Annotated in this window: 6 protein-coding genes; 1 reads left to right on the plus strand and 5 read right to left on the minus strand. The window is 75.1% G+C overall.

Annotation, left to right across the window (positions count from 1 at the left end; genetic code table 11):
- Positions 1-47 precede the first annotated feature (47 nt).
- Positions 48-2,801, minus strand: coding sequence for an aconitate hydratase AcnA (acnA, locus tag WMF33_RS45390; RefSeq protein ID WP_437334401.1), 2,754 nt, complete (start codon positions 2,799-2,801; stop codon positions 48-50).
- Positions 2,802-2,913: 112 nt separating this feature from the next.
- Here acnA and WMF33_RS45395 point away from each other — a divergent pair, with 112 nt between their 5' ends.
- On the plus strand, positions 2,914-3,738 hold the full coding sequence (locus WMF33_RS45395) for an SOS response-associated peptidase (RefSeq protein ID WP_437334402.1): 825 nt from the start codon (positions 2,914-2,916) through the stop codon (positions 3,736-3,738).
- Between the two features lie 92 nt (positions 3,739-3,830).
- On the opposite strand, the gene WMF33_RS45400 is transcribed toward WMF33_RS45395, so the two are convergent.
- From WMF33_RS45400 to WMF33_RS45415, 4 genes are all read right to left on the minus strand, one after another.
- Complete coding sequence (locus WMF33_RS45400; protein ID WP_437334403.1) at positions 3,831-4,649, minus strand: hemerythrin domain-containing protein; 819 nt, start codon at positions 4,647-4,649, stop codon at positions 3,831-3,833.
- Positions 4,650-5,065: 416 nt separating this feature from the next.
- Entirely contained in the window at positions 5,066-7,372 is a 2,307-nt protein-coding gene (locus tag WMF33_RS45405) for a sulfatase-like hydrolase/transferase (RefSeq protein ID WP_437334404.1), read from the minus strand.
- Between the two features lie 97 nt (positions 7,373-7,469).
- Entirely contained in the window at positions 7,470-11,201 is a 3,732-nt protein-coding gene (locus tag WMF33_RS45410; protein ID WP_437334405.1) for a response regulator, read from the minus strand.
- Positions 11,202-11,346: 145 nt separating this feature from the next.
- Positions 11,347-12,438: an isocitrate/isopropylmalate dehydrogenase family protein gene (locus tag WMF33_RS45415; protein ID WP_148314520.1), complete on the minus strand. Its 1,092-nt coding sequence runs from the start codon at positions 12,436-12,438 to the stop codon at positions 11,347-11,349.
- Positions 12,439-12,454 lie beyond the last annotated feature (16 nt).

Below are 12,454 nucleotides of genomic sequence, written 5' to 3' on the forward strand. Positions count from 1 at the left end.
CGCTCCCCCGCCGCCCGGCGCGGAGGGGAGCGACGCGGCGAGGAGCGCTAGGCCGTGGCGCCCAGGCTGCGCAGCACGAACTGGAGGATGCCGCCGTGCTGGTAGTAGTCGACCTCGTTCGGCGTATCGATGCGCGCGGTGACCGTGAACGTCGTCGTCTTGCCGCCCTCCCCGGTCGCGACGACGTTGAGCTTCTTGCCCGGCGTGAGGTTGTCCGCGATGCCGGCGATCTCGAACACCTCGCGCCCGGTGAGCCCGAGCGTCCCGGCGTCCTCGCCCGGCGCGAACTCGAGCGGGAGCACGCCCATGCCGACCAGGTTCGACCGGTGGATGCGCTCGAAGCTCTTCGCGATGACCGCGCGCACGCCGAGCAGCTTCGTCCCCTTCGCCGCCCAGTCGCGCGACGACCCGGTGCCGTACTCGGCGCCGGCGATCACGAGCAGCGGCACGTCCTCCGCCTTGTACCGCATGGCCGCGTCGTAGATCGTCGTCTTCTCGCCGTCGGGCAGGTGCACCGTGATGCCGCCCTCCTCGCCGGGGCGGAGCAGGTTCTTCAGGCGGATGTTCGCGAACGTGCCGCGCATCATCACCTCGTGGTTGCCGCGGCGGGCGCCGTACGAGTTGAAGTCGGCGGGCGCGACGCCGTGCTCGACCAGGTACTTCGCGGCCGGGCTGTTCTTGGCGATGTTGCCGGCCGGGGAGATGTGATCGGTGGTCACCGAGTCGCCGAGCAGCGCGAGCACGCGCGCGCCCCGGATGTCGCCGAGCGGCGCCGGGTCCTTCGACAGCCCCTCGAAGAACGGCGGCCTGCGCACGTACGTCGAGGAATCGTCCCACACGAACGTCTGGCCGCCCGGGACCGAGAGCTTCTGCCACTCCTCGTCGCCGGCGAACACGTTCTCGTACTGCGCCTGGAACTGCTCGGGCCGCACCGCCGTGCGGATCGCCTCGTTGACCTCGGCCGAGCTCGGCCAGATGTCCTTGAGGTACACCGGCTCGCCGTTGCGATCGGTGCCGACCGGCTCCTTGAAGAGGTCGGCGTCGACGTCGCCGCGCAGCGCGTAGGCGACGACGAGCGGCGGCGAGGCGAGGAAGTTCATCCGCACGTGCTGGTTGATGCGGCCCTCGAAGTTGCGGTTGCCGGACAGGACGCTCGCCACGACGAGATCGTTGTGGCGGACCGTGTCGCCGATCACGTCCGGCAGCGGCCCGGAGTTGCCGATGCACGTCGTGCAGCCGTAGCCGACCAGGTGGAAGCCGAGCGCCTCGAGGTACGGCAGGAGCCCCGCCTGCTGCAGGTAGTCCGAGACGACCTTGGACCCGGGGGCGAGCGAGGTCTTCACCCACGGCTTCACCGTGAGCCCGCGCTCGACGGCCTTCTTCGCGAGCAGGCCCGCGCCGAGCATGACCGCCGGGTTCGAGGTGTTCGTGCACGACGTGATCGCGGCGATCACGACCGAGCCGTGGCGCAGCGTGTAGCGCGTGTCGCCCTCGGTGATCTCCGCCGGGCGCATGACCTTCTCGAGCGCGGGCGCGCGCGCGGCGGCCGCGCCGCTCTCCTCCTCGAGGAACGCCTTCACCGCGGCCGGCTCGGCGGCGGCGAACTCCTTCTCGAGCATGCCCTGGAGCGAGGCGCGGAACGTGCGCTTGGCGTCGCGCAGCCGGACGCGGTCCTGCGGCCGCTTCGGGCCGGCGATCGACGGCTCGACGTCGCCGAGGTCGAGCGCGAGCGTGTCGCTGAACACCGGATCCGGGGTGTTGTCCGTGCGGAACAGCCCCTGCTCCTTGTAGTAGGCCTCGACGAGCGCGACGAGCGAGGCGGGCCGGCCGGTGAAGCGCAGGTAGGCGATCGTCTCGTCGTCGACGGGGAAGAAGCCGATGGTGGCGCCGTACTCGGGCGCCATGTTGGCGATCGTGGCGCGGTCCGGGAGCGAGAGCGCGCTCAGGCCGGGGCCGTAGAACTCCACGAATTTCCCGACGACCTTCTTCTGCCGCAGCATCTGCGTCACCGTGAGGACGAGATCGGTCGCGGTGGCGCCCTCGGGCAGGCTGCCGTGGAGCTTGAAGCCCACGACCTCGGGGATGAGCATCGAGAGCGGCTGGCCGAGCATCGCCGCCTCGGCCTCGATGCCGCCGACGCCCCAGCCGACGACGCCGAGCCCGTTGATCATCGTGGTGTGCGAGTCGGTGCCGACGAGCGTGTCCGGGTAGACCAGCGCGCCCTGCCGCATGACGGCGCCGGCGAGGTACTCCAGGTTGATCTGGTGGCAGATGCCCTGGTCGGGCGGCACCACGCGGAAGTTGGTGAACGCCTGCGCCCCCCAGCGGAGGAAGGCGTAGCGCTCCTGGTTGCGCTCGAACTCGAGCGCCGCGTTCACCTTGAGGGCCGTCGAGGACGCAAACTTGTCGACCTGGACCGAGTGGTCGATCACGAGGTCGACGGGCTGGAGCGGGTTGATCTTGAGCGAGTCGCCGCCGAGCTTCGCGAGCGCCTCGCGCATGGCCGCGAGGTCGACCACGGCCGGGACGCCGGTGAAGTCCTGGAGCAGCACGCGCGCCGGGTGGAAGGCGATCTCCTGCGAGGGGCGGGCCTTGGGGTCCCAGTTGAGGACGGCCTCCACGTGATCCTTGCGCACCACGCGCCCGTCCTCGTGCCGGAGGAGGTTCTCCAGGAGAATGCGGAGCGAGAAGGGGAGCTTGTCGAGCGAAGCGCCGCCTTGCGCCAGCGAGGTGAGCTTGTAGTAGGTGTACGTATCGGCTTGAACCGTCAGCGTGCTCTTCGTGCCAAAGCTGTCGACCATGCGGCCTCCTCCAACGTCCGGAGCGCCCTTGTAGGCGCGCCGATGGCGCTAATCTAGTGTTATGTGCGCGCGCTTTACCCTGGCAGTTCCGGACTTCGCATCCCTCGTCGCCATGCTGGAGGCGTACCTCGGCGCGGGCGCCGCGGACGGCGGCCCCGCCCGGGCGATCGCCGTCGACCCGAAGGCGGCCGCGCTCTACCGGCCCCGGTACAACATCGCCCCGTCGACCGTCCACCCCGTGCTGCGCGCCCAGGGCGGCCAGCGGGAGCTCGTGGCGGCGACCTGGGGGTTCGCGGGCCGCTTCGCCGGGGGCGGCGCGGCGCCTTCGCTCCTCGCCAACGCGCGGGCCGAGAGCGCGCGGACGAAGCCGACGTTCCGCGGCGCGTTCGCGGCGCGCCGCTGCGTGGTGCCCGCGGACGGCTTCTACGAGTGGAGCGGGCCGAAGGGCGCGCGGCGGCCGACGTGGTTCCACCCTGCCGGGGGCGGGATGCTCCGCATGGCCGGGCTGTACCAGCCGGCGAAGGACCCCGACGCGGGCGACATCGACGTCCGCTTCACGATCCTGACCACCGAGGCGAGCGCCGACGTGGCGCAGGTCCACGACCGCATGCCGGTCCTCCTTGCGCCCGAGGACGTGGATCTCTGGCTGGGCGTCGGCGACGAATCGGACGCGGATCGCGTCGAGGCGCTGCTCCGGCCGGCGCCGCGCGGCTCCCTCGCGGCGCGCGCCGTCTCGACGCGGGTCAACGCGGTCGGCCACGACGACCCTGCCCTGCTGGAGGAGGTCGCGGCGGAGGCCGCCGCCCCGAAGGCCGCTGCTCCGAAGGCCAGCCCGGCGAAGGCCGCCGCCCCGAAGGCCGGCGGTACGCTCCCGCTCTTCGACCTCGATGCAGGCGCGGGGCCCGCCGTCCCCTCCGGACGGACCCCGCGCCGCTGACGTTCGCCGGCGCCCGCCGGCATTCCCCGGCGTCCACCGGCATTCCCCGGCGTCCGCCGCATTCCGCGGCGCCCCCCCGGTGTGCCGCGATCTCAGCGTGCCGAGGCGCTGCTCGTGCGACCGCCCTTGCGGCCCGTGCGGCTCGTCTTCGCCGGCCGGCTCGCCGGCGCCCGGCTCGTCGTCGCCCGGCTCGTCGTCGCCCGGCTCGTCGTCGCCCGGCCCGTCTTGCGCGCGGGCGCGGCCCGCCCGGTCTTCGCCGGCGCCGCGTCTGCCGCCTTCTTCCGTCCGGTCGTGGCCGCGGCGCCGCGACGGCCCTTCTGGGCGCCCCGCGCCGGCTCGGCGCGCTGCGTCGGCGCGCGCTTCGCGGGCGGACGCTTGGCCGCCGCCTTGCGCGCCGCAGGCTTTGCGGCCCGCGTGCGGCGGCCGCCGGCGGCGGGCATGCTCTTCGCGACGTTCTGGCTCAGGAGCGCCTCGACGTTGCCCTCGCGCACCTGGTCGAAGCGCGCCTCCAGGCGGGCCCCGAGCTCCTCGAGGCGGTCGGCGCCCATGGCGCGCTCGGCCTGGGGCAGGAGCTCCTGCTCCTCCTCCTCGACGTGGTGTCGCACGAGCTCCTTGAGCACACCCAGCCTGGCGTGAAAGGTTTCGTCACCCGGCTCGGTGCTGAGCAATTTCTGCAACATGATCTCGACCAGGGAGTGCTCCTCGTACGAGGTCGGGATCAGGGGGGAGGCGCCGAGCGCCTCCCGGGTCGCGGGGTAGAAGAGCTCCTCCTCGATGGCCGCGTGGCCCACGAGGCTCGCCACGAGCTCGTCCCGGAGCGCGCCGATCTCGTTGGTGTCGGCCTGCGCGATGCGCTCGAAGAGCTCGTCGACTTCCCGGTGCTGCTCCTTCAATAGGTCGGTCGCCTTCATGCGGGGACTCCTCTCACGGAAAGATGAAGCGCCATCGAGGCGCTTTGCCTGTGCGGTCTGCGGCGTTTGCGCGAAGCATGCCAGGCGCCCGGCGCGCGCGGAGCGAGCGCATCACGCGCACGCCATCGCGCGCGCGGCGGGCCCGTGACGCGCACGCGCGGGCGCGGGCGTACGTCGGCAGATGGGTCGCCGATGGGTCGATCGCTCGATCGATCGACGCCGCACGCGGGAGCGCGGAGCGGGGCATGCTGCCTCGCAGCGGGGCAGATGGCGTCGCGGAGCGCGAGCGTGCGCGGCCTGCGCGATGTCGCGGACGCCCTCGCCCGCGCCCCGCGGCAACGCGCGCCGCCGGGCGCCGTCAGCGGGTCATCGTCATCGTCGGCGCGACGCCGCGCCGGCGCGGCGTCGCGCGGGCGTCACTGCGCGCCCCATACGTTGAGCACGGCCGCCGTCTCCGCGTCGATCGTGGCCGGCTCCCGTTGCGCCGCGGGCGCGCGTACGGACAGGTCGAACGTCACGGTGCGCCGGAAGAGCGAGAGGGTGGCGAGCGGCATCACCTCGCGGCGGTTGAACGCGCAGGTCGGGTCCACGTTGAGGTCGCAGAGGAAGGGGGGGACGCCGAGCCGCCCCGAAAGCACGAGGTTGCCCCAGCGCGTGGAGTAGCGATCGCCGAGGGCGGCGATCTGGGGGTCGCGCTCCACGCCCTGGAGGCCCGAGGCGACGGCCGCCAGATCCTCCCCGAGCGGTTCGCGGGCGAACGAGAGGCCGAGGGCGGCGACGGCGGTGCGCGTGATGTCGATGATCTCGGTCGGGGCAGAGATGCGCTGGCCGGCGTAAAGATCGCCGGGAAAGTGGACATAAAGCGGGAGCGTCAGGACCGGCTCCTGGAGGTCGAGGCTCTCGGCGTAGAGCGTGCCGTCGGAGCGACCGCTGGCCAGGTCGCCGGTGACGATGAAGAGGGTCTCGTCCCACAGGCCGGCGGCCTTGAGGGTCCCGATGAGGTTGCCGAGCGCGCGGTCCTGGCCGGCGAGCGCGATGGAGAAGAGGTCGCGGATCCGGTCGCGATCGTCGGGGCTGAGGACGTCGCGGCGCCGGTTGCGCAGCCTGGCCAGGACCTGGGCGGCGCGGCGCGGCTCGATCGGGCCGGCGTAGTCGGCCGGCTTGAGGGCGTTCAGCTCCTTCGGGCCGACCTCCCAGGGCGGGTGGCCGCCGCGCGCGTGGACGAACGCGAGCAGGCGGTTGCTGGCGTCCTGGCGAACGGTCTCGCTGATCCAGGCGGAGGCGGCGTCGATCGGCGTGGTGGCCGGCTCGCCGCTGGTCGGGGGGTGCTCGAGGACGCGGGACCAGCCGGGTCCGAAGCCGAACGCCCGGAAGGTGGTGGGGACGCCGGTGAAGAACCCGGTCCGGATGCTGCTGTCGCTCGCGATGGAGCCGATGGTGGTCATGCGGGCGGGGAGGCGGGCGCCGGTGTCGGTGACGGTATGGGCCGGCGGCGGCAGCCCGGTGAGCAGCGACGCGATCACGGCGGACACGACCGTGCTCGGGCCCCGGTGGTGATCGAACGTCGTCGCGGACGTGGCGAGCTCGGACAGCGTCGCGAGGTGCGGCTCCGGGCGGCCGCTCCAGGGGGGCAGATCGGGCCGCTCGACCCCGTTCAGGGCGACGATCACGACGGCGCGCGCCGCGCGCACGGGCGGCGGGGGCTCCTGCGATCCGGCGAGGACGGGGTCGCCGAAGAGGATGCGGCCGCCGCGGGCCGCGGCGGTGGCGCGGAGCTCGAGGGTGATGAGGGAGCCCTCGAAGGGCGCGAGCGGCAGCTCGACGTCGGTCCAGGTCGCCTTGTCGCCGCCCTCGACATGGACGCGGTGGAGCGGGAGGGGCTCCTGGCCGTCGCGCAGGACGCGGATCTCGGCGTCGCCTTCGCCGGCGCCCAGCACGCCGACGGCCGTGCGGAGGCGGGTCACCTTGGACGGGCGGAAGGTGCACCGGACGGCGCCCGGGGCGCGCAGCGCGATGGACCGGTGCGGGACGCCCGACAGCGCCGCGGCGGGCGCGACGACGTCGCGCAGGGTCGGAGGGCCGTAGGTGGCCGGGTCCTCGTCGGGGATGCCGACGCGGACCCAGTCGATGTCGGCGAACGACTCCCCTTCGCGGAGCCGGCCGGAGAACCGGATGGTGAGGGTGTGCAGGCCGGGGTCGGCCGGGAGCGTGGTGGTCGGGGTCGAGGCGATGCGGATCTGGTCGCGCTGGAAGCGGAGGGTCCCGAGGAGCTGGTCATCCAGCGAGATCGTGGCGTACCGGGAAGCGAGGCCGACCGCGCGGGCGGACACGAAGATGGGGCTCGCGGACGGCAGGAGGAACGTGAGCTTGATCTGCCGCTCCGAGATGCGCGCCCAGGTGGATCCGGCGTGCTCGACCGCGGTGATGCCGGTGGGCACGGTCCCCTGCCAGGCGAAGCGGCCGAGGAGGGCGTTGGCGCCGGTGTCGAACAGGAGCCCCCGGTGCTCGATGTCGCAGTTGCGCAGCTCGTCCACGAGGTGCACGAGGTCGCGGGCCGGGGGCAGCGGCGTCGCTGCGGGGCTCGCAGACGCAGGCGCCGTGGCGCCGGCCGGGAGCTCGCGGGTCGACTCGCACCCGGTGCAGCCGGAGAGGAGCGCGGCCGCGGCGGAGAGGAGCGTGAGCGCGGCAGAGGGGTGGTAGGGTCGGATCACGCGGGCGCGCACGGGGCGTGCTCTACCACGAGCGGGGTTCGCTGCCCGCGGCCCGGCGCCGGGGGGAGCGCGGGCGGTCGCGGCGGCCTGGGCGGGGCCGCGGTCGCGCTCAGCGGCGCCACGGCGGCGCGATGCGGAGCCGGGTGAGGCGGCCGGCCTTGACGAGCGCGAAGCGCACCCGCTCCTCGTCCCGGAGCTTCGCCCGGATCTCGTAGGCGCCGTCCTTCGGCGCGAGCGGCAGCCGGGCGCTGCCGGTGCCCACCTTGCGCCCGTCCACGAAGAGCGTGTCGCCCGACCCGGCGATCACCTCCAGCATGCCGTGTCCCTCGGGGACCTTGTGCTCGGCGGCGAGCGGCAGATCCTCGGGGAGCACGGGGTTCGTGGTCGTCTCGCCGACCGGCCCGGCGGCCGCCGCGGCCGGCGCCGTGGCGGCGCCCGCCGTGCTGGCGGCGCTCGGCGCGGCGGCGCCCGCCGTGCCGGCAGCGCCCGGCGCCGTGGCGGCCGGCGGCTCCGCCGCGGGCAGGCTCGGCGGCGGGGCGCTCTGCAGCTCGTGATCGCGCGACAGCCGCGCGGCCACCGCGAAGACGAAGGCCGCCACCGCGAAGAGGACCCACATGGTCATGCGGTTGTCGCGGGCCGGCGGCGGCGGCGTGGGCACGTACGCGGACGGCCGGCGCACCCGGCGCGGCGTGGGCGACTCGTCCACGGTGGGCGCCGGGCCGGACGCCGCGCCCCGTGCCGCGGGGGGCGCGGGCGCTCGGAGCGCCGCGGGCGGCGGGGCCGGCGCCTCGACGACCGGGGGCGGCGGGAGCGAGCCGAGCGTCAGGAGCCGCTCGGGCTTCGGGACCTCGAGCGCGGGCAGCGTCGCCTCCGGCCTGCGCGGCGCTGGCGCCGGCGCCACGCCCGGCACGGCCGGCGTCACGCCCGCCGCCAGCGCCGCGGCCTCGGCCGGCGTGGCCCACGTCGCGCGCGCGCTGACCACATCGCCCTGGATCTCGGCGAAGTCGCTCGGGATCCTGGCGCTCGCGAGCGCCCTGCGCGCGCTCGCGGCCGCGGTCTCATCCTCGCCGTCGACCGACACCACCGGGATCGACGCCGCCGACCAGGACGCCGGCGCCGCCGACACCACCGGGATCGACGCCGCCGAACCGGGCGCCGACACCACCGACACCACCGGGATCGACGCCGCCGCGCCGGACGCCGGCGCCGCGGCGACCGGCGCCACCGAGCCGGGCACCACCGTGAGCTGGTCGTCGCCGAGCTCGACCGGCGCGCGCGACGACGCGGCGCCGCCCTCGCCGAGCTCCGTCGGCAGCGTCACGGCCGGCGCAGCCCGCTCCGAGGCGCGCCGCACGCCGCGGAGCGTCTCCTCCTCGCGGACCACGGCGGGGGCGAGCAGATCCTCGCCCTCGCGGCCGATCACGCGCCGCACCCAGCCGCGGGCCGCGACGTCGTTCAGCACGTCCTCGACGAGGCTCGCGGCGAACTCCCCCGACGTGATGATCGACCGCGGCGAGCTCCCCCGGGCGAGCGTCCTGAGCAGCGCCCGCGCCGGCTCGGGCGTCGCGTCGGTGGTGGCGCCCATCCCCTCCAGATCGACGATGACGCGCTCGACCTGCATCAGGGGCGGCCCGTGGAGCAGCCGCTGCGCCGCCCGGGCCGCGGCGATCGCGGGCACGAGCTGCTCCGCGAGGGTCCCCTCGAACCCGGGGCGCGGCGGGGCCCGGAGCTCGTCCTCGGGCGCGGGCGCCACCGCGAAGCGGCCCGAGCCGACGCCGAGCAGCGCCGCGAGCACCGAGGGGCCGCGGTGGAACGTCCCGTCCTGCGCCGTCCGGCTCGCGGCCGCGGGGCGGCCGTCCTTGATCAGCACCTCGTAGAGGAACGCGGCGTCGCGCACCGACACGAGCGCGTCGGGCCGGCGCGCGCACGCGAGCGACAGCAGCGTCCGCGTCGTCATGCCGTCGAGCCGCCCGCGGACCTCGCCGCCGGTCGCGATGCGCTCGGCCACGCGCCGCCTGCCCCGCAGGACCTCGTTCACCCGCTGCACGAAGGCCGCGGCGCTCGCCTCCTTGCGGAGATAACCGTCGGCCTGAGCGCCGAGCTCGCGGAGCCGCTGGAGCAGGTCCTCCTTCCAGGACAGCAGGATCACCGGCACGTCGCGCAGCGCCACGTCGCGCTTGAGCGCGCGGCACAGGGCGAAGCCGTCGAGGCGCGGCATGAGCACGTCGCTCACGACGAGGTCCGGCGTCGTCTGGTACGCGAGGTCGAGCGCCCGCGCGCCGTCGTGGGCCTCGTGCACCTTCGCGCCCGCGGCCCGGAGCACGCCGGCGAGGAACCACGTCACCGCCGGATCGTCGTCCGCGACCACGATGTCCATCGCGTCGAGCGCCGCGTCGATCGGCGCCGCGGCGCTCGCGGCCCCGCGCGCCGGCGCCTTCGCGCGGATCTCGCTGTGCAGCCGCGAGCGCTCGCCCTCGGGCGCGCCCGGCGCGGTCATCCACGGCGCGAGCGGCAGCGCGCCCTCGGGCCCGTTCGGCGTGAACCGCACGCCGCCGTGCGAGCGGATCGTCACGAGATCGCGGATGCGCGCCACCGCGCCCCAGAGCGCCGCGAGCACCTCGGCGCCGTCGCCGAGGTCCACGTGCGCCCCGCGGCTCCTCGGCTCGGCGGCGTCGCAGAGCCCGCGGCGCAGCTCCTCGGCGAGGCGCGCCCCGAGATCGTCGAGGCTGACGGCCCCGAGCGGCGCGCGCGCGGGCTGGCGGAGGCGCACGCAGCTCGCCGCGGCCTCCGCGGCGGCGCGCCGGAGCGCGTCGGGCGACGCCGGCTTCGCGAGCGCGCGCGCGGCGCCGAGCGCCACGTACGGCGCCGCGTCCTCGGGCCGCGCGAAGCGCCCGACGGCGACGACCGGGACCAGGTCGGTGAGCGGATCGGCGGCGAGCGCCTCCGCGAGCCCGCGCGCGCCCGGCAGATCCGCGTCGAGCAGGACCACGTCCGGCGCGAACGCGCGCGCGAGATCGATCGCCGTCTCGATCTCGTCGGTGCGCTCCACCTCGAACGACGGCCCGGCGCCGGCGCTCTCCGGATCGAGCGCGTCGGCGAGCGGCGCCCCGCCCACGACGAGGACGGTGATCGGCGCCTCGAGCGGCGCGGCCTCCTGGGCCTCGACGGCGCGCGCCTGCTCCGCGCTGCGCGGCGAGGACGGGCGCGCGCTCGCCTCCTCCTCGTCGTCGAGCGTGAGCGGCGCGGGGGCGAGCGCGCGGCCGTTGCTCACGCCCGCGATCCAGGTCGAGGCCTGGCCCTTCGCGCCGCCCGCGCCCGCGGCCTCCTCCTGCCCGGCGCCGGCGCTGCGCGCGCCCGCCGCGCCCGCGCGCGCGCCCTGCGCCGCCGCCGGCTCGCGCGAGGCGATCACCTGCTCGCGCGACGCCATCGCTTGCTCGCGCGGCGGCGCCGCCGTCTCGCCGATCGCCGCCTGACCCCACGCGAGGGCGGGCAGCTCTTCGAGCACCTTCCCCAGGACGGCGGCGGCCTCGCCGGTGAGCCGGCCGCCGGCGGAGGCGGCGAGCGCCGACTCTCCCTCGGCGAGGCGCTCGGCGACGCGCGCGAAGCGCAGGAGCCGCGCCCCGGCGCCGAGCGAGTGCAGGCGCCGCTTCAGGTCCTCGATGAGCCGCGGCGCATCGTCGTCCGCCTCGATCCGCCGGAGCGCCGCGCGGAGCTCCGCCACACGGCGACCCAGGTTCGCCACGAACTCGGCCCGCGCCCCGCCCAGCCGCTCGTGCCGAGCCTCGCCCGCTGCATTGCTCCGCGGCCCCGCGTGCTCCACCGCCCTCGATCCTACGCCCATTGGCGGTCCCGTATCACAGGAGGATCGGACACCCGAACTTCTCGGCGATCGTGCCCGCGCGGCCGCCGCGCCTGGCCTCCCGGGTCAGCCGAGCTCCTCGGCGATCGTGCCCGCGCGGCCGCCGCGCCAGGCCCTCCGGGTCACCTCACGGCGAGCCCAGCTCCGCGGCGATCTGCTCCCGGACCCAGGCGCCTGCGGCCCGCGTCCCGAGGGTGCCGCCCACGTCGGCCGTGCACATCCCCTGGTCGAGCGCCTGGGAGACCCAGCGCTCGATGCGGCGCTCTTCCTCGGGCCACCCGAGGTGGGCGAGCAGCAGCCCGGCGGTGAGCATCGCCGCGAACGGGTTCGCCACGTCCTTGCCGGCGAGCGGCGGCGCAGACCCGTGGACCGGCTCGAACAGCGCGACCCGCGCCGGATCGGACGCGTGCACGTTCGCGCTCGCGGCCATGCCGAGCCCGCCCTGCAGCGCCGCGCCCAGATCGGTCACGATGTCGCCGAACAGGTTGTTCGTCACGATGACCTGGAACTGCGACGGATCCTGGATGAGGTACAGGCACAGGGCGTCCACGTAGACGTGGTTCGACTGGATCTCCGGGTACTGGGCGCGCACCTCGTGGAAGACCCGCAACCACAGCTCGTGCGCGTGTCGCATCGCGTTCGACTTGTCCGCCATCGTGACCCGCGTCCGGCCGGTCGCGCGCGCGTAGTCGAAGGCCGCGCGGATGATCCGCTCGACCCCTTTCCTCGTGTTCACGTCCTCGTTGATAGCGACCTCGTCCGGGGTGCCGCGCTTGAACTGGCCGCCCATCCCGACGTAGATGCCCTCGGTGTTCTCGCGGAACACGACGAAGTCGATGTCCTTCGCCGCGCGGCCCTTGAGCGGGACGAGCCGATCGGACAGGGCCCGGACGGGCCTCACGTTGGCGTAGAGGTCGTAACCGAAGCGCATCCCGAAGAGGATGTCGCGCGCGTGCTCGAGGTTCGGCACGCGCGGATCGCCGAGCGCGCCGAGGAGCACCGCCGAGCACTCGCGCTGGATCGCCACCTGGATCTGGTTCGGGAAGGTCGTCCCGTCGCGCAGGTACCGGTCGGCGCCGAGGTCGAGGTCCCACAGGTCGATCGGCAGCCCTGCGCGCGCCTGGTAGAGCTCGAGCAGGAGCCTGGCCTCGGCGGTGACGGACGGACCGATGCCGTCGCCGCCGATGATCGCGATCTTCTTCTTCTTGCCGGCTGCCACAGGGTCGCGCTCCGGG

Source organism: Sorangium sp. So ce394 (assembly GCF_051474665.1).
GTDB classification, from domain to species: domain Bacteria; phylum Myxococcota_A; class Polyangia; order Polyangiales; family Polyangiaceae; genus Sorangium; species Sorangium cellulosum_D.

Coding starts and splice junctions, on each gene's coding strand:
- WMF33_RS45395 (WP_437334402.1), top strand. CDS start 2,914: ATGCTGGAGGCGTACCTCGGCGCGGGCGCCGCGGACGGCGGCCCCGCC.
- acnA (WP_437334401.1), bottom strand. CDS start 2,801: ATGGTCGACAGCTTTGGCACGAAGAGCACGCTGACGGTTCAAGCCGAT.
- WMF33_RS45410 (WP_437334405.1), bottom strand. CDS start 11,201: ATGGGCGTAGGATCGAGGGCGGTGGAGCACGCGGGGCCGCGGAGCAAT.
- WMF33_RS45400 (WP_437334403.1), bottom strand. CDS start 4,649: ATGAAGGCGACCGACCTATTGAAGGAGCAGCACCGGGAAGTCGACGAG.